Source organism: Lachnospira multipara LB2003, assembly GCF_000702205.1.
GTDB lineage: Bacteria > Bacillota > Clostridia > Lachnospirales > Lachnospiraceae > Lachnospira > Lachnospira multipara_A.
Map to the genome: position 1 here is coordinate 52330 of NZ_JNKW01000001.1, position 23453 is coordinate 75782.

Annotated in this window: 32 protein-coding genes and 1 pseudogene; all 33 read left to right on the plus strand. The window is 34.3% G+C overall.

The genetic code is table 11. The features are described 5' to 3' along the window. Positions 1 to 7 precede the first annotated feature (7 nt). On the plus strand, positions 8 to 1189 hold the full coding sequence (locus T537_RS0100210; protein WP_031555387.1) for a DUF262 domain-containing protein: 1182 nt from the start codon (positions 8 to 10) through the stop codon (positions 1187 to 1189). Continuing rightward, a complete protein-coding gene (locus T537_RS0100215; protein ID WP_031555389.1) occupies positions 1186 to 1938 on the plus strand; it encodes a hypothetical protein in 753 nt (250 codons plus the stop codon). Before T537_RS0100210 ends, T537_RS0100215 begins: the two co-directional genes overlap by 4 nt. A 280-nt stretch (positions 1939 to 2218) precedes the next feature. Continuing rightward, complete coding sequence (locus T537_RS12240; protein ID WP_051637115.1) at positions 2219 to 3253, plus strand: ribonuclease III domain-containing protein; 1035 nt, start codon at positions 2219 to 2221, stop codon at positions 3251 to 3253. Between the two features lie 180 nt (positions 3254 to 3433). After that, positions 3434 to 3667, plus strand: coding sequence for a hypothetical protein (locus tag T537_RS0100225; protein WP_031555396.1), 234 nt, complete (start codon positions 3434 to 3436; stop codon positions 3665 to 3667). Positions 3668 to 3728: 61 nt separating this feature from the next. Next, a complete protein-coding gene (locus T537_RS0100230; RefSeq protein ID WP_051637116.1) occupies positions 3729 to 5360 on the plus strand; it encodes an SIR2 family protein in 1632 nt (543 codons plus the stop codon). A 56-nt stretch (positions 5361 to 5416) separates the two neighbouring features. Next, entirely contained in the window at positions 5417 to 5836 is a 420-nt protein-coding gene (locus T537_RS0100235; protein WP_031555402.1) for a hypothetical protein, read from the plus strand. A gap of 150 nt (positions 5837 to 5986) precedes the next feature. After that, positions 5987 to 6226: a hypothetical protein gene (locus T537_RS0100240; RefSeq protein WP_031555405.1), complete on the plus strand. Its 240-nt coding sequence runs from the start codon at positions 5987 to 5989 to the stop codon at positions 6224 to 6226. A gap of 12 nt (positions 6227 to 6238) precedes the next feature. Then, a complete protein-coding gene (locus tag T537_RS12770; RefSeq protein ID WP_031555407.1) occupies positions 6239 to 6439 on the plus strand; it encodes a hypothetical protein in 201 nt (66 codons plus the stop codon). A 29-nt stretch (positions 6440 to 6468) separates the two neighbouring features. Then, positions 6469 to 7845 carry a KAP family P-loop NTPase fold protein gene (locus T537_RS12245; protein ID WP_051637117.1) on the plus strand — a complete coding sequence of 459 codons (1377 nt, stop codon included), beginning with the start codon at positions 6469 to 6471 and terminating at the stop codon, positions 7843 to 7845. 37 nt (positions 7846 to 7882) lie between these two features. Then, complete coding sequence (locus T537_RS0100255) at positions 7883 to 8113, plus strand: hypothetical protein (RefSeq protein ID WP_031555411.1); 231 nt, start codon at positions 7883 to 7885, stop codon at positions 8111 to 8113. Between the two features lie 15 nt (positions 8114 to 8128). Then, entirely contained in the window at positions 8129 to 8938 is an 810-nt protein-coding gene (locus tag T537_RS0100260) for a hypothetical protein (RefSeq protein WP_031555414.1), read from the plus strand. 294 nt (positions 8939 to 9232) lie between these two features. After that, on the plus strand, positions 9233 to 10333 hold the full coding sequence (locus T537_RS0100265; RefSeq protein WP_031555417.1) for a macro domain-containing protein: 1101 nt from the start codon (positions 9233 to 9235) through the stop codon (positions 10331 to 10333). 93 nt (positions 10334 to 10426) lie between these two features. Then, positions 10427 to 11128: a vWA domain-containing protein gene (locus tag T537_RS0100270; RefSeq protein WP_031555419.1), complete on the plus strand. Its 702-nt coding sequence runs from the start codon at positions 10427 to 10429 to the stop codon at positions 11126 to 11128. Next, positions 11128 to 11958 carry an ADP-ribosylglycohydrolase family protein gene (locus tag T537_RS0100275; protein WP_031555421.1) on the plus strand — a complete coding sequence of 277 codons (831 nt, stop codon included), beginning with the start codon at positions 11128 to 11130 and terminating at the stop codon, positions 11956 to 11958. The genes T537_RS0100270 and T537_RS0100275 overlap by 1 nt, the downstream gene beginning before the upstream one ends. A gap of 75 nt (positions 11959 to 12033) precedes the next feature. Beyond that, positions 12034 to 12627, plus strand: a complete 594-nt coding sequence (locus T537_RS0100280; RefSeq protein WP_031555424.1) for a type IV toxin-antitoxin system AbiEi family antitoxin domain-containing protein — start codon at positions 12034 to 12036, stop codon at positions 12625 to 12627. Further along, positions 12624 to 13457 carry a nucleotidyl transferase AbiEii/AbiGii toxin family protein gene (locus T537_RS0100285; RefSeq protein ID WP_031555426.1) on the plus strand — a complete coding sequence of 278 codons (834 nt, stop codon included), beginning with the start codon at positions 12624 to 12626 and terminating at the stop codon, positions 13455 to 13457. Before T537_RS0100280 ends, T537_RS0100285 begins: the two co-directional genes overlap by 4 nt. 39 nt (positions 13458 to 13496) lie before the next feature. After that, positions 13497 to 13592, plus strand: a pseudogene (locus T537_RS13155) (hypothetical protein); the annotation flags it as partial. After that, positions 13572 to 13799, plus strand: a complete 228-nt coding sequence (locus tag T537_RS0100290; RefSeq protein WP_330372588.1) for an ADP-ribosylglycohydrolase family protein — start codon at positions 13572 to 13574, stop codon at positions 13797 to 13799. The pseudogene T537_RS13155 and the gene T537_RS0100290, both read left to right, overlap by 21 nt. A gap of 45 nt (positions 13800 to 13844) precedes the next feature. Then, on the plus strand, positions 13845 to 15053 hold the full coding sequence (locus T537_RS0100295; RefSeq protein WP_031555433.1) for a hypothetical protein: 1209 nt from the start codon (positions 13845 to 13847) through the stop codon (positions 15051 to 15053). 378 nt (positions 15054 to 15431) lie between these two features. After that, the gene (locus T537_RS12775; RefSeq protein WP_155895214.1) at positions 15432 to 15599 is read left to right on the plus strand and encodes a CD1107 family mobile element protein; all 168 of its coding nucleotides are present in this window, start codon (positions 15432 to 15434) and stop codon (positions 15597 to 15599) included. Positions 15600 to 15712: 113 nt separating this feature from the next. After that, positions 15713 to 16831: a hypothetical protein gene (locus T537_RS0100305; RefSeq protein ID WP_031555436.1), complete on the plus strand. Its 1119-nt coding sequence runs from the start codon at positions 15713 to 15715 to the stop codon at positions 16829 to 16831. After that, a complete protein-coding gene (locus T537_RS0100310; protein WP_031555439.1) occupies positions 16770 to 17129 on the plus strand; it encodes a hypothetical protein in 360 nt (119 codons plus the stop codon). Before T537_RS0100305 ends, T537_RS0100310 begins: the two co-directional genes overlap by 62 nt. A 1-nt stretch (position 17130) precedes the next feature. Continuing rightward, positions 17131 to 17838 (plus strand): restriction endonuclease, encoded by a 708-nt coding sequence (locus tag T537_RS0100315; RefSeq protein WP_051637118.1) that lies wholly within the window; start codon positions 17131 to 17133, stop codon positions 17836 to 17838. Positions 17839 to 17958: 120 nt separating this feature from the next. Then, positions 17959 to 18105 carry a hypothetical protein gene (locus T537_RS12780; RefSeq protein ID WP_155895215.1) on the plus strand — a complete coding sequence of 49 codons (147 nt, stop codon included), beginning with the start codon at positions 17959 to 17961 and terminating at the stop codon, positions 18103 to 18105. Positions 18106 to 18116: 11 nt separating this feature from the next. Next, positions 18117 to 18392 carry a putative dsRNA-binding protein gene (locus tag T537_RS0100325; RefSeq protein ID WP_031555445.1) on the plus strand — a complete coding sequence of 92 codons (276 nt, stop codon included), beginning with the start codon at positions 18117 to 18119 and terminating at the stop codon, positions 18390 to 18392. A 2-nt stretch (positions 18393 to 18394) separates the two neighbouring features. Further along, the gene (locus T537_RS0100330; protein WP_031555447.1) at positions 18395 to 18718 is read left to right on the plus strand and encodes a DMT family transporter; all 324 of its coding nucleotides are present in this window, start codon (positions 18395 to 18397) and stop codon (positions 18716 to 18718) included. Positions 18719 to 18735: 17 nt separating this feature from the next. After that, positions 18736 to 19299: an NUDIX hydrolase gene (locus T537_RS0100335; protein WP_031555450.1), complete on the plus strand. Its 564-nt coding sequence runs from the start codon at positions 18736 to 18738 to the stop codon at positions 19297 to 19299. 495 nt (positions 19300 to 19794) lie between these two features. Next, positions 19795 to 19932, plus strand: coding sequence for a hypothetical protein (locus T537_RS12785; protein WP_155895216.1), 138 nt, complete (start codon positions 19795 to 19797; stop codon positions 19930 to 19932). Between the two features lie 671 nt (positions 19933 to 20603). Then, positions 20604 to 21194, plus strand: a complete 591-nt coding sequence (locus T537_RS12250; RefSeq protein ID WP_051637119.1) for a hypothetical protein — start codon at positions 20604 to 20606, stop codon at positions 21192 to 21194. Positions 21195 to 21296: 102 nt separating this feature from the next. Beyond that, positions 21297 to 21662 carry an ACT domain-containing protein gene (locus T537_RS0100360; RefSeq protein WP_027438426.1) on the plus strand — a complete coding sequence of 122 codons (366 nt, stop codon included), beginning with the start codon at positions 21297 to 21299 and terminating at the stop codon, positions 21660 to 21662. Positions 21663 to 21734: 72 nt separating this feature from the next. Beyond that, positions 21735 to 22700, plus strand: coding sequence for a GNAT family N-acetyltransferase (locus tag T537_RS12615; protein WP_081823224.1), 966 nt, complete (start codon positions 21735 to 21737; stop codon positions 22698 to 22700). Between the two features lie 37 nt (positions 22701 to 22737). Further along, positions 22738 to 22947 (plus strand): hypothetical protein, encoded by a 210-nt coding sequence (locus tag T537_RS0100370; RefSeq protein ID WP_031555459.1) that lies wholly within the window; start codon positions 22738 to 22740, stop codon positions 22945 to 22947. Beyond that, positions 22947 to 23315 (plus strand): DUF2085 domain-containing protein, encoded by a 369-nt coding sequence (locus T537_RS0100375; protein WP_034244056.1) that lies wholly within the window; start codon positions 22947 to 22949, stop codon positions 23313 to 23315. Before T537_RS0100370 ends, T537_RS0100375 begins: the two co-directional genes overlap by 1 nt. The last annotated feature ends 138 nt before the right edge of the window (positions 23316 to 23453 follow it).

A 23453-nucleotide genomic window follows, 5' to 3' on the forward strand; every position in this document is an offset into this window, starting at 1 on the left:
GATTATTATGGCAGATAAAAACAAAGTATATTATGGGGAGTACACATTACAGCATTGGATTGATTTGATATTAACGGGAAATATAGTTCTTCCTCCTTATCAGCGATATTTTGTGTGGGATAAGGAACAATCGCAATCATTAGTTAATGCACTTGTAGAAAATCAATTTGTTCCACCAGTTACTATTGGTAGCTATGTCGAAAACAAAGAAAAACAGAATTTGATTCTTGATGGTCAACAAAGATTAACAAGTCTTTTGCTTCATTATCTAAGGGTTTTTCCGAATAGAGATGCATATAAAGTAAGTGCAAAAGATGTAGATTTAGCTAATGAAAATGATGATGAAAATGAAGAGGATATTGATTTTATAAATTGGAATTTTAATAAGCTGCTAGATTTGATAAGAAAAAGTAAGTTACGTGATAGATCAGAGATACACGATGCAGCAATTGCTGAAGGCTATGAAGAGTTAAACACAACAGTAAGCTTATCGTCCTTTAATAAGAGTTATTTAGGTTTTTCATTTATTGTTCCTGGAACAGAAGATGATAGGGAGCAGCAGAAGTTTTACTCTAAAGTTTTTAGAAGCATAAATATTGAAGGTAAGAAGCTTCTTCCTATCGAAAGTAGGGAAGCTTTATATTACCTAAACAAGGATTTGGTGGGGCTTTTTTCGCCGGAGTTTTCAAAAAAAATTACAGTTAATGATGGTAAAATGGATTTTGTGAGATATTTATCTATGCTTTCACAATATGCTAAAAATAATGGTCCAGATAAAGTGGCACGTGGATTTACAAAAATAATGGAGAGTTACTATGAGAATTTTATTTACGCAGCGGTAGACGGTGAGGAGACAAAAGAATTCAAGAAACTTGCTGATATTATTCCAAATCTACAGTTTGAATCTAGAATGGAAAAGCTAAAGACAATAATTGAGGGGATGAATCTGCTAAAACCATATGATTCAATTATTACTTTGGATTTATATATGTTTGGACTTGTTTATATTACGATTTTTGAAGATAAAAATATTGAATCCGAAAAATATGAAGATATGCGCAAAAAAATAGAAGATAAAAGTAATTTATTTAAGGGAGAACGATTACATCATAAAAATCCAAGTGCTTTGAAGCATTTAAAACTTCGCATCCAAGAATCAATAGATATTTGTGAGGAGTTTGCATCATGAGTAAGCATGAATCTTTTATTTTAACGCCTATCACGAGTGTTCTTGAGGAAATGATAGCAGCAACCTCTGGATTAGATTCAGGAATTGAGACATATCCGTTGTGGGATTATATTCTTCAGTCAACATTTACTAAGATGACAGGATTTCAAGAACAAAAAATGAAGTGCATAGATTGGGAATTAGCTACTAATGGATATGATTATCGAAGAAGCTTCCTTGAAGATGTAAAGAATAGAGGTACATATTCTACATATGAATCGAAGCAGACGGTTTATAATGCTTTATTAGGCGAAATAGCTCGCTATTCTCGAAAGAGTAAAAAAGATATTGTTGAGAAGAAGACAAAAAATGGCATTGATCCCCGAGGTAAAGTACAAAGTATTTTAGATGATACAAATGTTAAATACTGTAAACAGCGTGAATATGCCTCCTTTACTAGGTGTAATAATCAGTTTCGTGATCAGTACTGGATTGTCCCTAAAGATTCAGATAAAACTGTAAAACTATTTGAATCCCGTTTATGTTCATATTACAAAGATGATTTATATCGTCATAGGAACAGAATTGCACATAATACTTTATCATATCAGCAGAATTTACCTGAGCTTGAGAGCTTAAAAAATGAAACAGAGTATTCTAGGAATTATTTCTTTTGGTTTGCAATATTAGTTTTAATTGATGAAATATTCATGGACCTATATCGAGAATACCTGCACTATATAAAAATGAATAGTTATTTTGAAGAGTAAGAGAGTTTGATGTAATGCGCAGAGTCTTAGGTGGCTCTGCGTTTTCTGTTGTAAGGAAAATAAGTAAATAGTATAATAATAACGTAGATGTTGTAAGGCATAATAGTTTAAATTGAAGACAATGTATCTGTTTATTTATTAGTGTTTATGCAAGTGGGCATTAGTAAATAGTTTGAAGCAAAGAATTTAATTTAATCTTATTAGGTCTGGCAAGTCTTTTGGTGATATCAAAATGCCAGGCTATTATTATGCCTTCTTATAGAAAAAGGAGGTGTCTATTATGGATAGAAACGATATTTCTGCTATCCAAAAAATCATTGGTTATGAATTCCATAACAGTGACTTGCTACAGCAAGCATTTATTAGAAGGTCTTATTCTAAGGAAAAGGGCGGAGAAAATAACGAGGTCCTTGAGTTTATAGGAGACAAGGTTTTAGATTTGATTGTTGTAAAAATTCTCTCAGAAGAATTTGGCTCTATAACGAGCGGAGACTTTCATGAGTTTGCATCTGAATATCAAGAGAATAAGCTCACTGAGATTAAGAAGCGTCTTGTTGAAAAGGATACACTTGCAAATTGTATTGATGACCTTGGATTAGCTGATTACCTAATTATGGGTGAGGGCGATCGAAAGAATCACGTTGAGAATTCTCCTTCTGTAATGGAGGACTTATTCGAGGCAATTCTTGGTGCTGTAGCTATTGATTCAAATTATGATTTAAAAGTATTACAGGATGTGATAGAACTAATGCTTAATCCTGAGGCTTTAATCTTTGACAATGAGATTAACTATATCCAAGAAGTACAAGATTGGAGTCTTCGAAGAACAGGAGAATTACCTGAAAGAGAATTCAAAGAAAATTACGGATTTTATACCATGAGTCCTGGTTTGTTAAATCCACATGCTCCAATGATGAATGAAAAATTTACTTGTTATGTTCAGGTGGATGGAGTAAAAAAGGCTGTTGGACATGGAACATCTAAAGTAAAAGCTCATGAAGAAGCTGCGAAAGCAATCTATGATTATTTAGATGAAAATAATATGCTTTGTACGATTCAGGATGAAATTGATGAGCCATCACTGAATATGGCAATTAATCAACTTGAAACACTTGCACGTAGAGGTTATTTTTCTTTGCCAGAATATGTTGCTGAAGAACACCATGATGAGAATGGTAATCCCGTTTGGCATGTGGAGTGTTATATTGAAGAGGTTGAATATTACTTTGATGCAGAGTCTTCCTCAAAGAAGCAGGCAAAGAAGGAATCTGCATTGGATATGTTGAATTATGTATTAGAGAATTATGAGAAGTAGTTATGTCAAAGTTGGCTTTTATCTAAAGGCAAGACTTTTGTTTTTTATTACTATGCAACCAAGGGTGAATAAGTGTATTCACATCATGAAGATATAGGAAAAGCAAAGTATATTCGCTTTTAACAGAATGATATTAATGCTACAGGTACTTATGAAATAGAGTAAGGAATTATAAAATCAATGGAATTGGTTTCAAAAAAACAGCTTGATGACTTGCTGACAGAGAGTTGTTATAATGATGGTAAAGAAAGATTTGCAGATTTTTATTATGTTCTTAAGGTGGAGATAGTAAGCTGCACTGAACCAAAGATTAGCTGTAATAATAGTGATTTGAATGGTGTGAATGGAAATGATACATTCAGTCCGCATTCACCTAAGGTAGTAACTGAAAAATGGTTGTCTGATCAAATTTAGTTTTTAGGCTAATAATATAGTTTCAAAATATTGCTAGTATAATCAAGTATTGGGAGGAAACATGGGAGATATAAAAAAACAAATAATAGATTTGCTAAATGAAACACCAACACTGCCTGTTTTATTTGTTGGATCAGGTTTATCAAGGAGATATCTTAATCTTCCGGATTGGGAAGGATTGTTAAAGCATTTTGCTGAGTATTTGAGTAAGCCGTATTCTTATTATTACAATGAGGCAAAAAATGATGATTCATTGAAGGACGAAAGTTTATTGCTTCCAAGAGTAGCTGATTTTATAGAGAAAGAATTCAATAAAGTTTGGTTTGAAAATGAAGAGTTTGAGAGTCAAAGAGAAAAATATAAAGATGAAATTGATGCCAAGATTTCACCTTTTAAAATTGCAATGGCTGACTATTTTAACACGAAGAGTGGCAAGACAACCTCATCATATTCAAAAGAAATAGAATCATTAAAAGAAATTACTGAGAAAAACATAAGTTGTATTATTACAACAAACTACGACTTGTTTTTTGAAAAAATACTTGGGGACTCTTTTCAAAAATATGTTGGTCAAAGTGAATTAATGTTTTCTAAAACAATTGAGTTGGCAGAGTTATACAAAATTCATGGTTGTTGTACTAAACCGGAGTCTTTGGTAATTAATAAAAATGATTATCAAGAGTTTATGGATAAGCAAAAATACCTTAGTGCTAAACTCCTGACTATTTTTTTGGAGCATCCGATTATTTTTATTGGATATAGTCTTACGGATACAAATATTCGGAAAATACTAGAATCAATTACAGATTGTCTTGAAGATGAGCAATTGCAGCAATTAAAAAATAGGCTGATTTTTATTGAGTGGAATAATACGGATGGTGACGACGAAATAAAAGAGCGTATATTTAGCTTTGATAATCAGAAAAGTATAACAATGCAGAGCTTTTGCATTAAAGATTACGCTATATTGTATAATGCAATTCATTCAATTCATGCAAAATATGAAGTTCGTAACTTAAGACGAATTAAGCAGCAGTTGTATGAATTAGTTGCGACAAATAAACCTACTGAAAAACTATTCGTGGCAACAGAATTGGATAATGATAATCCGGATATTGAGTTTGTTGTAGGAATTGGAGTGTATGGAAAATTTGGTGATACAGGGTATAGTGGATTAAATCTTAATCAGCTATATAGATATGTTTTAGGTCTTGGAAATACTAATTTAAAATCTGATCTGATTTTGAAGAAAACGATTCCAGATTTGTATAATGGAAGTTCAAAATTACCTGTTTGTAGAATGGTGTCACAGTGCAACGATAAGGATAATATTAGCGATAGAGCAAAGAAATCGTTAGTAAAATCAATTGATGATTTCAGGACTGAAGAAAACAGAAAAAAGATTAAGAGAGACGGATATCGTCATTTAGATGTATCACTAATGTATTACTATGAGAACCATAAATTAAGTCAAGTACTTAGTTTAGTTCCGTTATTAGATCCAGATGAGATTGATGTTGATGATTTATATCGAGTTTTGGTTCGAGCAATAGATGATGATAGTACTCTGCTTGATGAAGAAAAAAAGGTAGATAATCCCAATAATTCTGCTTTAAGAAAATGTATTAGCATATGGGATTGGTTAAAATATCATAAAGCAGCAGAAAAAAGGTTAAAAGAACTAGGAATATAGTTTTTTTAAAATAATATGCCTGCTCTCTGAAAAGTTTTTGAAGGGGTGATGCTTTTATGGTAGATGAAATTAAGAATATCCGTATCGTGTCCAACAATATCTGTTATGGACATGAGCCTGGTGCTGATGATGAAGTCGAACAATATATTACTATTTCTTCAACGGGAAGAGTATGGTTTTCTGCACGAAATTATCAGCAGTATTGTAATAGTAAGGACTATTGCCGTAAGAAGCAGACAAGCATTGATAAATGGAAGACAGAGTTTCTCTTACGCTTAATAGATAATATTTCAGAGAATATGTCTTTTGTAACAGACGTTGGATCTTATGATTTGGAAATCAGGTATTCAAATGATACAAAGAGGAGAATATCAGGGTCTCTTATCGGAGGTGTATATTCACATGCCTATGGAGATGAAAATAATGTTGATGTTACCAGATTAATCAGAAGATATATTCCTGTATATGGATTATGAGCTTTCGATGGTTCTACAGCTCCTGATTATGAAGGGAAAAAAGCGGTTTTTCTTTTTGCTGAAGCGTGGGAGAGATTTTTCAAGAATCCTGATTCAAGTAAAGACTTTGAAGATGGATTTGGACGTGAGTGTGAGTCTTTAGGCTTTCAGATGGATTGCGGAGAAAAGTTTGTTTTTGAATGCAAGAAGAGAGGATGTAAGACTCCTTATGGCGAAGGTTTAAAAGAAGCTGTAGCTGATATAGATGATATTGAAGTTATCGGTTCAGGTGCATTTTCATATTGGAGAGGTTTAACACATTGGGATTATATGTATCATTTAGGACCGAAAGAATGTGGAATTTTTCTATGCTTATTGCGTAGGCTTAAGGAATTAACCAGTAAGAAATAGGTGCAATGTATCATGGAAACAATGCGTCATTGGATAGCGCGCGAGCATTTACATATGTTTTTTGGTGGTGAAATTGATAAGGATAAGATTATAGATTTATGTGGTTTAGTTAATCCATGGTCGCATAATCCTGGAGATGAGCAATTCGATGTTCTTAAGCTTATAGATAACTATATTAGTATTCTTAAGCAGCGAGAGCAGTTTTATCTATAACAATTATTATTTTGGGAGGGAGAAAAATAATGGAATCATATGAGTTAAGAGATACAAATGAGAATATTAAAGAAACTTTATTACATGATTCACTTTTTAGAAATATATATTTATACAGATTTTTAGATTTATTAAATACTATCGATGACAGTGTGTCACTTGCAGTAAATGGTAGATGGGGAACAGGAAAAACTTTTTTTGTTAAACAAGCTAAGTTATTGCTCGAAGCAGAGAATCCATTTTTTGAAAATAGACAATACTATAATGAGGTAAAAAATATTTTATCTTGGAAAAATCATAAGGCTGAAATTGACCAGGAATTTGTTCCAGTGTTACCAGTTTATTACGATGCTTGGATGAATGATAATGCAAAAGATCCGGTATTATCACTTGTTTATGAGATTATTAATCAACTTGATTTAAAGGATGAGATAAAAGGTAAGCCTGAGTTTAAGGATATTATAAAAGGGGTTGTAAATCCTTTTATCGAGAAAACGACCGGTGTTAATATTGAAAAGTTTTTAGACTCTCTTGATAGTAAAGATTATTTAGAAGAAATTTCTACACAGCAGCTTGTTCATGAACGGGTTGCTGAATTTATATCAGACGTTATAAAGGAACGTGGAAATCGTTTGGTTATTTTTATTGATGAATTAGATCGTTGTCGCCCAGATTATGCAGTTAACCTTTTGGAGCGTATAAAACACTATTTTAGTAACGAAAATGTTACTTATGTTTTTTCTGTAAATATTGATGAGCTCCAGCATACAATAAAACGTTTTTATGGTGATGGATTCAGTTCGACTGAGTACTTGGATCGTTTTTTTGACTTAACGATAGATATTCCGATGATAGATGTAGATAAGTATTTTAACTCTATTTGTTTTGCATCCAATGATTTAGTGTCATCTGTTTGTAAAGTTGTGGTATCAAAGCTTGATTTTAGTATGAGGCAGACTGAGAGATTTGCAAAAATCATAAAAATTGCAATTTATAATAATAGGTTTTATAAAAATAGATCGAATTCGGAAGAAGATAGGGCAAAGTTTTTTATGATGGCTAATGTTGCGCCTTTGATTATTGGATTAAGAATGGCAGACATTAAGAAATATAGAAAGTTCATTGATGGTAACGAAGCATCATTTATGCTTGAAGTATACGAAGGTGATAATAAAGATTTAGTAGATCATTTTATGCTTAAACAAAATGAAGTCTTTAAAACTGGTAATAATGCCGCAAATGAAGTGGATTTTAACCAGCGATTAACAGAGATATATGAAGCGATTTTTAATTATGATAAATCCAATTCATATCAAAAAGAAATTGGAATTATGACGTTTGACAAGAACAGTAAAGCATGGTTATTGAATGTGATTAATTTGTTTTCATTACAGATTGAGTTTTAATGTATTTGGATGAATAAATAGAAATGGTGGATGAATAATGACTGAATATTTGTGGGATGGAGAAATGGATTGTGGCTGGGAGTCGCTAGAAGAAAAGGTTAAGGATACAGCTGTGAGATTTCAAGATGAGCTGCTTGAAATTTTGCAATATTCTCCTTATGAAAAATCTAGGGAGCTAATAAATAAAGAGTCTATGGCTCAATTTGTAGATATTGCAAGGGTGATGTCTGAACAATTAGAAAATAAAAACACATTTGTAGAAGATTAAGAGGGGTGGCATCAAATGGGAGAAAAATACTATAAACCAATATTAAAGGATGGAGATCATTTAGTGCGTTCTTCAAAGAATCCAGAAAGAGTTAGAGGGCAATCCCGTGATGCAGATAATAAGAATCCGGATATTGTTGAATGGGAAGAGATTGAAATAGAAGATAACTCATATAATTATGAGCCTATTCCATATGAAGAGAGGCAGGTTCAATTATCTCCGGAAGAAGAACGTATAGCACAAGCAATAGGTGAAGCTTTAGGAGCTGCAATTGTAGCTGGAGCGGTATGGCTTATAGATAAGAAGGTGACTCCATGGTGGAAAAGAACTGCTTGGCCATGGATAAAAGAAAAAGGTAATGATGCGATTGCTTTTTTTAAGGGAGAAGAAAAAACTAAGACGAAACAGAATAAAAAGGTGGAGATTTCAACTGAACTAATAAGTGTTTCTTCTCAGATAGATGAAGCTTTTGAACGCTTTTATATCGAAATGGATGAGAAGGAAGCGAAGCAACATATCCTGAAAATCTTATTTCATATGCTTGAAATTGCAAATGAAATAAGAATTATGAGTAATGCGCAGATAAAGCATAATGATGAAAGCGAAGAAGAATATTCACGTAGGATAGATGTTTCAGAACAGTATTTGACAGATAAGGTGGCATCAAATCTAGATAGAATTCTTTCCAACAAAGAATTACAGCTAGATGCAATGACCTCAAAAGAACTATTTGGATTATTTGGTGGTGGAGTAACAATGAATGGTGAGTATATTCCAGTTGAGTCACGGAAGGTTTATGAAGCAATATTGGCACAAAATGTTTAAAATCAGAATTGTAGGTTGGCTGTCCTAATATAGGGACAGCCGTTTTGTTACCATTAGAATCATAAAAGATGGAGTGTACGATTTTAGCGGCTGTCAGATGTTTTTGATACTTTATAGATTATTATTGCAAACATTCGTTCGAGATGTTATAATTTCAATTAGGAAGTAACAAAAGTATGTGGGTTACTATATCCGCAAATGAAAGTGTTGGATATGGGTTTTTGGCAGATAGATTTTGATAAGGATTAAATAAAGGTTTAAGCAAGGCTCATTAATAATTAGGGGGTATTATCTATGCCATTTCAAATAGTTAGAAACGACATTACAAAAATGCAAGTTGATGCCATAGTAAATACAGCAAACCCTATGCCAGGATATGGTGCAGGGATTGATAGTGCTGTCTATGAAGCGGCTGGTAAAGATAAACTTTTAGCAAAACGTCATGAGATAGGTGCTATTTATAAAGGTACATCTGTCATTACTGATGGTTATAATCTATCAGCAAAATTCATCATTCATACAGTGGGAACCGCTTGGCAAGGCGGTAAAGCTGGTGAGGAAGATATTATTAGAAAATGCTATAGAAGCGTGTTTGATGTTGCGGTTAATAACAATATCTCAAGTCTTGCAATACCGCTTTTAGCTTCAGGTAGCTACGGATTTCCTAAAGGTATTGCTCTAAGGATAGCGCTGTCAGAGATTGAAGCATTCATGTCGGAGAGTGATATGGATATTTACCTTGTTGTTTTTGATGAAAAATCAGTTTCCTTGTCTTCTGAATTGTATGGGGATATAGATGAGTATATCAATGACAATTATGTAGAAGAAAAGAATCAAGAAGAATATCCTGATTCAAATGGAAGAAATGAAAGGGTTGTACAGAGGTCTGAATCTTTTGCAGGCGGATTAGCTTCTAATGGCGCTGCTCCAACATTTTCAAAAGCAAATAAGGCTGCACGTAAAGATGAAGAGGAAATGCTTTCTGATGTGTGCCTATCAGCACCGATATTAGAGGAAGAAAGAAGCCTAGACGATGTTGTAAATAATCTGGACAAAACCTTTATGGAACTTGTTTTTTCATTTGCTGATGCAAAAGGACTTACTGATGTTGAGGTTCAAAAGAAGGCGAATCTTGATAGAAAGGCATTTTCTAAGCTTAAATGTGGAACTACAAAGAATCCTAGTAAATCCACAGCTCTTGCTTTAGCAGTAGCCCTAGAATTGAATTTAGATGATACAAAGGATCTTCTTTCAAGAGCAGGACTAGCATTGTCTCCATGCAGTAAGCAGGATGTTATAGTGCAGTACTTTATCGAGAAGAAAGCTTATGACATATATGAAATCAATCTAGCTCTTTTTGAACATGGAGAACAACTGCTTGGTACGCAAGTCTAGTAAATGTCGCCTGGCAAGTGACCGGTAAAAATTAATATCAAGATATAATTACCTCAGAAACAAGCAAATAAGCTAATTACGGAGGTAATCGTTATGAGAGAAAACTTAACAGAAATCGTATTTATTCTTGACAGAAGTGGCTCTATGAGCGGACTTGAATCTGATACTATTGGTGGATTTAATTCTATGATTGCTAAGCAGCAGAAAGAAGAAGGGGAGGCTATTGTTTCCACCGTTCTTTTTGATGATGAAACAGATGTAATTCATGACAGAGTAGCTATTGGTGAAGTAAAGAAGCTTACAGAAGAAGATTATTATGTTCGCGGCTGCACTGCACTTTTGGATGCGGTAGGTGGAGCAATTCATCATATCGGTAATGTTCATAAGTATGCAAGAGAAGAGGATAGACCGGCTAAGACCTTGTTTGTTATTACAACAGATGGTTTGGAAAATGCAAGCAGACATTATTCCTTCAAGGATGTTAAGCGACAAATCAAGCGTCAGCAAGAAAAGTATCACTGGGAATTCATTTTCCTAGGAGCCAATATTGATGCTATAGAAGTTGCAGAAAATATGGGCATTAGTAAAGACAGAGCAGCAAATTATAATTGTGATGAACTAGGAACAGCCCTTAATTATCAGGTTCTTGAAGCTGCCGTAACACGAGTAAGAAAATGCAAAGCCGCGGATATGGCTATGACATTTGCAGGTGGAGCATGGAAAGCAGACATTGACCGTGATTACGAGAAGCGCGGGAAGAAGAACGGGAAGAAGAACGGAAGGAGGGTAAGATAATGATTGGTGCAATTATTGGAGATATTGTCGGCAGTCCTTATGAATTTGATCGCGGTGAGAAAATAAAGGATTTTGGCCCATTATTCATAGATGAGTCTGAATATACAGATGATTCTGTTATGACAATTGCCGTAGCAGATGGCCTCATGAAGGCAGGTCTTATGAAAGCTGGTCCTATGAAAGCTGGCCTGAATTGTGATAATGAAACAATTAGGCGTGAAGTAATAAAGGCAATGAAGACTTGGGGGCGTAAGTATCCAAAAGCTGGATATGGAGGCATATTTATTTGCTGGTTACAGCATGAGGATGAAGGCCCATATGGAAGCTGGGGCAATGGTTCTGCTATGCGTGTATCTTCTGTTGGATGGCTTTATGACACCATAGATCGTACAAGAGAAGTAGCACGGATTACAGCAGAGGTTACTCATAATCATCCTGAAGGAATAAAAGGCGCAGAAGCTACAGCTTCAGCAATTTTCCTGGCTCGTACAGGAAAATTAAAGGATGAGATTAGAAAATATATTGTAGATGAGTTTGGATATGATTTATCAAGAACACTAGATGAAATCCGCCCTACTTACCGACATGTAGAGAGCTGCCAAGAAACAGTTCCTGAAGCAATCACAGCCTTCTTGGAAGGAACTGATTTTGAAGACGTAGTTCGATGCGCAGTATCTCTAGGTGGAGATTGTGATACGTTAACTTGTATCGCAGCTGGAATTGCAGAAGCGTTTTATGGCGTTCCGGATAATTATAAAGAGGAGGCGTTATCTAGGATTGAACCGGATATGCGCGGGGTGTATGAGCGATTCGTAAAGATAAGTAAGTAAAATAGCGTACTTTACATTGGTGTATATATAGTGTAAAATATATACACCAATGTAAAGTTTGCTGAGGTGACATATATGACTAAGTTTGAAGAAATTGATGAATTGTTAGAACAAAATAATGGATACTTATTTTCGAAAGATGTAGAGAAAGCCGGAATCTCCAGAACGTATTTGGCTAGTTATGTTAAGGAAAGAGGACTGGAGAAAGTATCAAAAGGAATTTATATTTCGCCGGACACATGGGAGGATGAACTGTACATTCTCCAACTTCGTTATCCAAAAGTTATTTTCTTCGGAGAAACTGCGCTGTATCTTCATGGATTGATTGATAGAGAATACTCACAGATTACTGTGACGGTTCCACCAAGATTTAATCGGACCAGATTATTGTCTGAAGGGGTTGTGATTCGGCAAGAACAAGAGGCTAATTATAATCTTGGAATCACAGAATTACAAACAAATTTTGGAAACACAGTTAGGGTCTATGATGTGGAAAAGACGATTTGTGATCTTGTAAAACTGAGAGGCAAAATAGAAGTTCAACATTATCAGACTGCAATTAAGTCATATATGAGAAGAAAAGATAAGGACTTAATGCGTTTGCTTAAGTATGCAGAAGCTTTAAGAATTCGAGATGAAATCATGAAATACATTGAGGTGATGGTATGATAAAAACTGCTATACAGCTAAAAGCAAAGATAAGAAATATATCCGGTGGTGATAGCAAAGTTGCTATGTCTATGATACGAGTATACTTTATGGAAAGATTTTTGGAACGTGTCTCAATATCAGCGTATAAGAATCAGTTTGTGTTAAAAGGTGGGATGCTTGTTTCTTCATTGGTTGGGTTAAATAGTCGCGCAACAATGGACATTGATGCTACCGTGCAGGCGCTTCCATTGACACAGGAAGAGATTGAAAAGATTGTAAATGAAATTGGTGGGATTCCGTTAGAAGATAACGTGTCTTTTGAAATCAAATTCATAGAAACAATTATGGATGAATTTGATTATCCGGGTGTACGTGTACATATGGAAGGAAAACTTGATAATCTTAAGCAGCCGATTAAAATTGATATATCGACTGATGATGTAATAACCCCGCGAGCAGTAGAGTATGGGTATCAATTGATGTTTGAAGATAGAGATATTGAATTGCAGTCATACAATATCGAAACTCTATTAGCTGAAAAATTACAGACTATTCTTAGTCGTGGATTTGCGAATACGAGAGCGCGAGACTTTTATGATGTTTACGAGATTACTCATAAGAAGTCTTTTGATGGAGAAACATTAAAGACGGCATTTTTAGCTACGTGTGAGAAAAGAGGTACAGTGTTCACATCTGAACAGATGCAAACAATTCTTGAGGATATAGGTTCTGATAAGCAGATGAGAGAACGTTGGAACCAATTTAAGAAAAATAATTATTATGTTGAGGATTTAAGCTTTGATGAAGTAATGGATTCTGTTCAAAATCTAGTGGTATCTTTCTTATAATAGAATTACGAAGGGCACTTAGGCTTAAGAAGCTGGGGCAACGGTTCTGCTATGCGTGTATCTTCTGTTGGATGGCTTTATGACACCATAGATCGTACAAGAGAAGTGGCAAGGATTACGGCAGAGGTTACTCATAATCATCATGAAGGTACTGATTTTGAAGACGTAGTTCGATGTGCAGTATCTCTCGGTGGAGATTGTGATACGTTAACTTGTATCGCAGCTGGAATTGCAGAAGCGTTCTATGGCGTTCCGGATAATTATAAAGAGGAAGCGCTATCTAGGATTGAGCCGGATATGCGGCAGGTGTATGAGCGATTTTTAATGGTACGTATTTCATAATCAATAGAATGATAATAAAAAAATATAGAAATGAGGGATTAGATAATGTCAGAGATTACATTAACAAATAGTAATGAATTGTCATTTGAAAAAAATGATATTTCTACACTGACTGAAAAATTATTACTGGATGTTAGGACGAAAGAGATTCCAAAGAATAGAAGTATTGCTATGCCTATAGCGAAACTTTCTACTTTGGGTGCTGGAGTATCATCTCTTATTCCAGCGCTGAATACTGTTACTCAAACAACTACAATGAATGTTAGTGGTTTGTATCAGCTTGCTAATGCAAGTGTTGGAGATACTCTTAAGATTGCAAAAAATGGTAATTTTTGGGGTGCATTTAAAACCGCAGAAGGAGGTTCTAAGTTTGCACAGCTTGCTCCAGCAAAGTCAGTTTCAGTAACTAGCATTAAAACTATGAATGTAAATCCTGCTATGATTATGATGTCAGTAGCCCTTTTTTCTATAGAAAAAGAACTTGGTAATATTGCAGACATGGAAAAACAAATCTTATCATTTCTGCAAATAGAGAAGGAATCTGAAATTGAAGCAGATGTAGTAACGCTAAATGAGATTATCCAAAAGTATAAGCATAATTGGGATAATGAACATTATATAGCAAGCAATCATAAGATGGTTCTAGACATAAAAAGAACATCAAGGAAAAATATGATTTCTTTTCAAAAAAGTGTTTCAGATGCTTTGAAGTCTAATAAAATAGTGGTTGCCCAAGGACAGGTAAATAATACATTGAACGAATTACAAAAAAAGTTTAAGTATTATAGGCTTTCCTTATATTCATTCTCATTAGCATCGTTGGTAGAGATTATGCTGAGTGGAAATTTTAAGGAGGAGAATATTCAGGCAGCAATCAATGAGATAAGGAAAAATTCTGATGAGTATCGCAATTGCTTTAGTGAATGTTCATTGTTCTTGGAAAAGCTTTCAAATGGTTCTATTGAATCAAATGTGCTAAAAGGACTTGGAACGGCAAGTAATGCTATGGGTAAGCTCATTGGAAGCATTCCTAAGATAAAAAAAGGAGTAGTTGATGAATTTCTTCAAGATGCAGGTGGAAAGCTTAAATCAAATGCATCACGCATAAGCAAGGAAGTAATTGAATCATTTGCAGAGGTAAGTAATCCTAATACGGGGGTGTTTATGCAAAAGATGGAGGATATGATTCTAATTTATGATAAGACTACAGAAATATGTTTTGATAAAGATAACGTATATTTGATAGCTGGATAGATATATTGGAATCTGCGGATTACATTATCTATACGCGTGTCACATCTTATTGATTATCTTGAACAGACAATAAGTAAAGAATTAATTGATAATTCAGAATTAGAGCATTTTATCGAAGCATATATCGATAGCTCCGATGAATTAAAAGCAATTATCAGTCTCATCAAAATGAGATTTTGAATTAATTGAAAAATGTTGAAATCGTGGGACTTACATAGGAAAGTCTCATTGCAGTCTCACTAAAGTCTCATGCGTAAATGAGACTTTATGAGATTTAGTTATAAAATCTATATATGTGACCTAAAACAAAACAGCAAAAATATAAGTGCCTGTCCATATTAGACATGTGCTGCAGCTTTTTTTATTGGGATGACTCCCATGACAGTTTTTGCTTATACATGGAAGGAAGCAGATTGTACTTGTGAAGTTAAATGCAGTGATAATTCAATCAATGAAGACTGTCCTGTATGTAAACAGGATCACAGTTTGTGCCAAGGTTCTGATACATTTGGAGATATAGACTTGGATGATAAAAAAGCAAAATAAAAAAATATAATAAATAATTCATTTACAGACTTGACAAATTTAAAAAAAATATGATGCCGCTCTAATCCCTTTATGGTATAATAAAACAGAGTATAACCAAAGGGAGGAAAGAAATGAATAACAGAGCTGCAATGGATGAGATGACATTTCTTAATTTCTATAGAGAGAGTGTATCAGGTTATTCAAAAAAGGCGAAGCGTAAAATATGTAAGACGTTAGAGAAAGATGGCAAAATAACATTTGAATCTCAAATGAGTATCCAAATTGATGGCAATAACCCTATTTATTTTGATAAGGAAGATGTTGACGCTATTATTTCGAAGACAACCATGACAGCAGAACTTATGGGCTTTTTTGAAGAGTGGGAATACACTAAATTATATAAGTATTCAGTGCCTGTTTTTTTTGAAGCAGAAAAAGATATTGAGGAAAGTTTAAAAAATATTGGAATTAAGAAATTCGAAAAAAATAGTTTTTCTACGGATTATGTTTTAAAAACATCACTTTTAGATGCTAATCCAATGTGGTACAAATGTGATGGAAAATATTTTGTTAAGTTTGTATTGCAAAAATCATGTTTTCAGGGTGATGATTACGAGCAAATAGATTACAGATATCCAATAGTCATTTATATCGATAAGAATGTTGGAGTGTTAGAAGTAAGATATGATGCTGTTAAATATAGTAATCAGCAAACTGAAAATAATATCTATGCGAATTTAGTAAGTACATGTTTGAAATGGCTTGTAGAGAAACTGAAATTGAAGTTATTTTTGTGTGAACATGCCAATACCATAGACGTTATTAATGATAAATCTGATTCTTCTGTAAGAATATACAGACAGATGATGGCTTTAAAATCAGGAGGTTCAGCAGAGTTAAAAGCTGCCGAGAGTAGAGATGCTGTTTTACCTTTTGTGGGTGAATTACGAGAACTTATAGAAGAAAATGAGGATTTATTTAATGGTGAAGCAAAAGTAGTAATAGAAAAATATTTGAATGATATAGAAGTGACTGCAAGTTACCCATACATTTATATCAAATGGGAAAATGCAGTAGAATCTCAGAGCTATATTGTTAAAATAACTTTTGATTATTTGAGTCAAAAATATACATTGCTACAGCATTTAACAGGAACATGTAGTGATATAGGAATGGAGCGAATGAACAATGCAATCAAATATCTTTGTGAAAGTGGCTCCTTTACTAAAGGAGCAGAAATTAAATATTGATGTCGATACTTTTATTGATTTCTTAGCTCATTATAGTTCTAAGGATTGGATTTATCCTACTGCTATACATAGAAAATTAAAATATGATATTAAAGATATCTATGATGTGTTAGAAACACTTAGAGAGGCTGGTTATATTGAGCAGTATTTGGAAATATATTGCCCAATTTGCCAGCGGTACACTGGACAATATTATAAAACCATAGGTGAAGTTCCGGAAGAAGTGTATTGTGAAAATTGCGATGAAGAGATAATAAATCCATTGGAACATGCATCTGTGATTTACAGGGTATTGTAATATGACAGATGCTCAATATAGAAACAACTTTAAAGAAGCAGAGGAAATCTTAAATGAACATGGTATTGATATTCCTAGCTTTATAGAATATCAGTGTTCTAAAAATCCAAGTTTTTTACAAATGAGCGATGATAATCATAAATTGTTTTGCTCTTTGTATGATGAAGTTTTTACACCATCATCTACAACAAAAAGCAAGGGGAATAAGTTGGAGGACCTTACAACGGTGTTGTTTGAAAAGGCATTTCCGAATATTTTTGATGTGAGAAAAAATTGTAGAACGAGTTCAAATGAAATAGATTTGTTAATCCGTTGGAAAGATGCTGCGAGTAGAATAGGATTGATTAATGATTTTTATGGACTTGGAAACACTTTTTTATGTGAGTGTAAAAACTATGAAGGCAAAGTTAGTGTTACATATATTGGAAAGTTTTTTTCACTAATGAGTTATACGAATACAAGGCTTGGAGTGTTAGTAGCGTGGGATGGAGTTACTGGAAAAGGATGGGCTGATGGTTTAGGGTTAATAAAAAAAATAGCACTTGCAGATAAAAGGTACATCATCGTTATAACGAAAGACGATCTTTTTGAAGTATATCAAAAGAAGAAGACGGTATTTGAACTATTAAGAGATAAGTATCACTCATTGAAAAATGATATTATGTACGACAAGTATATATCTAAACATGAAGCAGAGAAAAAATTATAATTTGCAAAAGCATAATTAGAAGCATTTACATTTGTGAGTGCTTTTTTGTGCAAAAAATCAGGTAAATATTTTCGGGACAGTCCATATGGGCTGTCCTTTTTCATTATGGAGGAAAAATATATGGCAAGAAAATCAAGATATATTGGCTACGTGGAAGGCTTAGTGCAACTTAAGGCAAAGCATGAGAAGCGTAGAAGATTCGAAAAGGAAAAGTCACTTACTAGGAAGCTTAATCAATATAAAAATGAGGTGAGGGAGAATAGGTAAAATCTCATAATATGCTTTTTACTGTCAGAGATGAGATTGATGAGCCAACAGTTGAGATGGCAATTAATCAGCTGGAGATTCTTGCAAGACGTGATTATATAGCTATGTCTGAATATGAATATCGCGAAGAACATGATGCTGATGGAAATCCTATCTGGTTTGTTTCATGTAAAGTAGAAGGTTTTGATTTTATCGCGTCGATTAACTCATCTTCAAAGAAGAAAGCGAAGAAGCAAGCAGCGCTTGAAATGCTTAATTACGTACTAGAGAACTATGAGGAGGGTTAATTATGTCAAAGTGGATTTATCTATTGATTGCCGGAGCGTTGGAAATCACCTGGGCTGTGGCAATGAAAATGTCAAACGGATTTACGGTTCTGATTCCTTCGATTGTTACTATAGTGGGTTACATCGCCAGTGCAGTATTTTTGGCAATTGCACTGAGACAGTTGCCTTTGGGTACTGCCTATGCCATGTGGACTGGAATGGGAATCCTTGGAACGACGCTGCTTGGCGTATTTCTTTTTCATGAAAAAATGTCGGTTCCACAGGTCATTTGTGTTATTCTTATTGTAGTTGGAATTGCAGGACTTAAGATTCTTGCAAAAGAATGAGAATAAAAGGGAGCAATATGGCAGAAGAGATTTTTGATATTGTAGATGAAAAGGGGCAGCCTACAGGCGAGACAGTGACCAGAACACAGGCCCATGCTGAAGGCATTAGACATAGAACAGCTCACATATGGGTGGTTCGTGAAAATGGAGATAAGACAGAGGTTCTGTTGCAGAAGAGAGCTATGAATAAGGATTCTTTTCCGGGCAGATATGACACTTCATCAGCTGGGCATATTCAGGCTGGGGATGAGCCATTGGAATCTGCTGTTAGAGAATTGTCGGAGGAGCTTGGTATTCAGGCGGATCCGGATGATTTGCATTTTGCAGGAACATTTCCAATTCAGTATGAAAAGGAATTCCATGGAAAAATATTCAAGGACAATGAAATTGCATTCGTTTATGTCTATGACAATGAAGTTGGCATCGATAATCTTACCATCCAAAAGGAAGAGCTGGACAGTGTAGAGTGGTTCGACATGGAGGAAGTGTATCAGGCATGCCAGCCACCAAGGGATGAGAAGTTCTGCGTTCCTATGGGCGGACTGGAGATAGTTCGTAAATACGTTAAGGGGGAATGCTAATTGCAGATATTATACAGATTATTGCGATGTACCTTATGATAGAACAAGAAATGATTATATTTCAAATGGTGTGATGTTAATTATATTGTACGTTTCGGTAGACAAAAGGGGTTGATTTCCTTTGAAAATTGGGTATTATAATAGTAACCAAAGAGGTATGCGATGTGTCGGATTCGTGTGCTGAGGTTCTAATGTGAGTTTGGTTCACTTACTCCGAATAGGTGAATGCCGAAAAACAAAGAACTATACTTGAATTCAAAAAGCTTCTGGCGTCTGTCAGAAGCTTTTTTTTATGGGAGAAATAATGAACCTTCTTTAAGACATTCACACAATAATTATCTTTAAAATAATGTGCGAATGTTCTGATATTCAAATTGTTCTTGACGCAATGAAGAGATATGCAAAATATGAAAATAGAAATATCAATCTTTTAATGGATTACGCAGAGCAATTACATGTTAAGAAAAAGATTTTGCGATATATGGAGGTACTACTATGAAAACCAAAAATGCAATGCAGCTAAAGGCTTTTATAAATTACAAATCAAAATATCAAAAGACGTTCGCCTATGCAAAGGATATTGAGTTTGCTGATACTTGTGATGCAGTACTACATATATTAACTATGTCTTAATTGTGGTTTGCGCATCTGATTCATGTTTGCCTATATGAAGGAAAAATTCCCCTGTAGGGCAACAAATCTCAAGATTTCTTCTGTGTTTTTCATCTTTTTCACCCTTATTTTACGCATATAGGCAAATTAAATTTTTCAAAACCCCGAAAAGGCAAGAATTTGTTGCCTTTATGACAGCTTTTTGTGTGATTTGGATTAGCTGTAAATTTATTGAACTTTTCCAAAACCGGAAATCTAATCTTTTTCTAGACTTTTCTCTTGATTAGGGCAATCCAGCCAGCAACCTAGAGGCTCAGAAAATGAACCTGGGTAATTCGACCAGTAACTTAGCAGTTCAGAAAATGAACCTGTGTAATCCGACCAGTAACCTAGAGGTTCAAGAAATGAATTGCAATGTTTATAAATATAATATAGAATTATTGTAGTTTTTTAACCTTAAAAACTATGGAGATATGTATGCGGCTTTTTGATAAAGTAAAGCGGACATTCGGAATCCGCTTCGCTACTTCCTCATGAACGCAGTGGCACTTTGTGCCACCTGTCAGAAGGGGCTTTAACCCCTTCTGACATTAGTAAGCTTTATATCCCCGCTTAAAGCTTACGCTTTTGAAGCGGGGGATTGCTTACACTGCGTTCAAGAAAAAGCAAAATTAAAAAGGAGAGTTTGTGACGTGAAAAATATTAGATTCTATGAGGCAGAAAAGTATAATTCAGATGATTATGAAAAAGTAGAAGATATGATATATAAAACTACAGATAAAAAAACTTATGGTGAATCTTTAGCACTTAAGGGGTGTTCAGACGCCCAGTTGGTTTCAAAATTGCTTAAATCAGAAGACTGGGCTCAGGGAACCAGTAATCTTCTCAAAAAATATTTGATACTTACATATGATGGAAAAAGATACTATCGCAAAATAGAAAATGTCGGAACAGATAATGATATTGTCTGGGAAGATCAACATGATCCTGAGGAACAAAGTATTATTTATGTAACATCAATTATTTTTGAACCAGAACCTGAGCTAGAAGAAAATGAACCTAGTGATCCTTACGTTTCGCAGTATCCTTTAGATGATATATTGGATAAGTTTTTTGTGTATTGTAATGACATGTATGAAAAAGAGAATGAATCTGATAAGAATCATTCATATGTTGAATTTGCAAGCGAAAAAATCGAAGAAATCAGAGACTTACTTTCTATTATTGGCAAGCATGTTTATAACAAATTGGAAGGCGAATATGTATATCTAAAAATAGAATAAAATTCGCATCCTCTGTGGGTCAATTTAATTGACAATCAACAGGATTCTGTACTATTGATAATAGTAAAATTAACAAATCGAGATTTATAGAGGAGAATATAGATGGAATTGAAGAGAATAGATTGCAAACTAACAGTCTGCAAGGTAACTGAGGTATCAAGTATTAATTTAGAGTCGGATTTTTATTTTATTGGTAAGACAGATGAAGAGGTATCGTTAGTCTGTAAAACAGAAGATACTCCTATAAATACGGTGGAACGAGATGATGGATGGCGAGGTTTTCGCATTCAAGGAGTTCTTGATTTTTCATTAATTGGCATTTTGTCAAAACTTTCAGGTATTCTTGCAGAGCACAAAATTGGAATATTTGCAGTATCGACATATAACACAGATTATATTCTTGTAAAAGAAGAAAATTTTGAGCGTGCATTGAACGTATTGGCTGCTGAAGGATATACAGTGGTATAACTTCAAATTTTTAGAGGCAAATTATATTTCAGCATAACTGACTAATAATAATTACAACATGAGGAAGATATAATGACAGATAAAGAGTTATGGGCAGAATTCTGTTCACAAAAAAATATTGATATAAATACACCTTATGAAGCATGGGCATTTGGAGGTGCCACAGAGGCTGATACGGATAGACTTGCACAACTTGTTTTGAAGGGAAAGAAATTTGGAACCGCGAGCTCTTATGACGAATATGTAATGGAGAATGCTTTGGATGAGATTCCCAAGTCAGGGGATTATAGCGTGATTTTGAACAGTAAAGATGAGGCTGTTTGCGTAATTAGAGACTATGATGTGTATGTGAGAGCATTTGGGGACGTACCACCATTTCATGCTTATGCAGAAGGTGAAGGCGACAGATCACTAAAATATTGGCGTGATGTTCACACAAGTTTTTTCAAGGATTGCCTTAATGAAACGGATAAGCCGTTTACACAGGAATCACGTGTAGTATGTGAGAAGTTCAGCGTAGAATACATTCCGGGAAAAGATATTCCGGAAGATGAACTGCTTTTTGTTGAGCCTACTATGGCATTTGCAAAAGAAATAGCGGCTTATAGGCAGGAAATGCTGGATTCAGAGTCTTTTTTTGATGGCTGTTTTTCCATGAAGAGGATGCCAGATATACAAGAATATGTTGATTATTGCATAGGCTGGGCAAATCCAAGACGAGAAGCGGGTGAGTATAGCGCATGGGGCAATGTGCTTCTTGTCATCAGAAAGTCAGATATGAAAATGGTTGGATGCATGCAGATCCATAATGTTTTAACTGAAAAAATGAAGAAATATACAGGACATGTTGGCTACTCAGTGCGCCCATCAGAAAGAAGGAAGGGATATGCAAAAAAGATGCTGGCTAAGGCTTTAGATTTCCTTTCAAGTTTCGGATTTGAAGAAGTTAACGTAAGTTGTCTTCCGGAAAATGAAGCAAGCAAAAAAACATCTTGGCAAATTGGTAATAGTTGTTATAGTTTTAAAAATACCTTATAATATAATAAAATATAGACTTAGTATAGGAGGAGCCAAAATGATATGTCCAAAATGTGGTAGTGAAAATTGCCATGTTATTAATGAAACATATATTTCTGGAACTGATTTCAGTGCAGGCAAGGGATGTCTTGGTGCATTATTATTTGGACCTATAGGAATTCTTTGTGGAGCTTGTGGAGAAGGAAAGCAGACCCATAATGTAAATTATTGGGTATGTAATTCATGTGGTTATAAGTGGCGAAGATAATGAATAAGAAGGATGAAGTATGGATTAAGTTAATGCATATAGGTCATGTGCTAGGTTGCCATCAAATGGAATGCAGGAGTTTTTCAATTGCTGGATATCAATTTCCTTTATGTGCTCGATGCACCGGAGTTTTAATAGGTGAGTTACTTGGAATAGCATGTATTATAGGTGGATTTCGTATATCCTGGGTTACAATTCTGATATTTATTGCTATTATGGGAATTGATTGGTTCATTCAGTATATTAGGTTACTTATGTCAAATAATTATCGTCGTGTTGTGACAGGTATACTTTGCGGATTTGCTGTGACTTACGTATATTTTTATTTGATAAGTGAAGTTATTAGATTAGTACAGGTAATATTTTGACTTTTATAAAGCTGGTACTTCTAGTGAAAATTAGTTGTACTAGCTTAATTTTTATGTAAAAAGGGAGAATATTATGTACCATTTTGTAAAAGACAAAGATTTCCTTGAAATTTATAAATCGGGATTTGTCTTGATTTT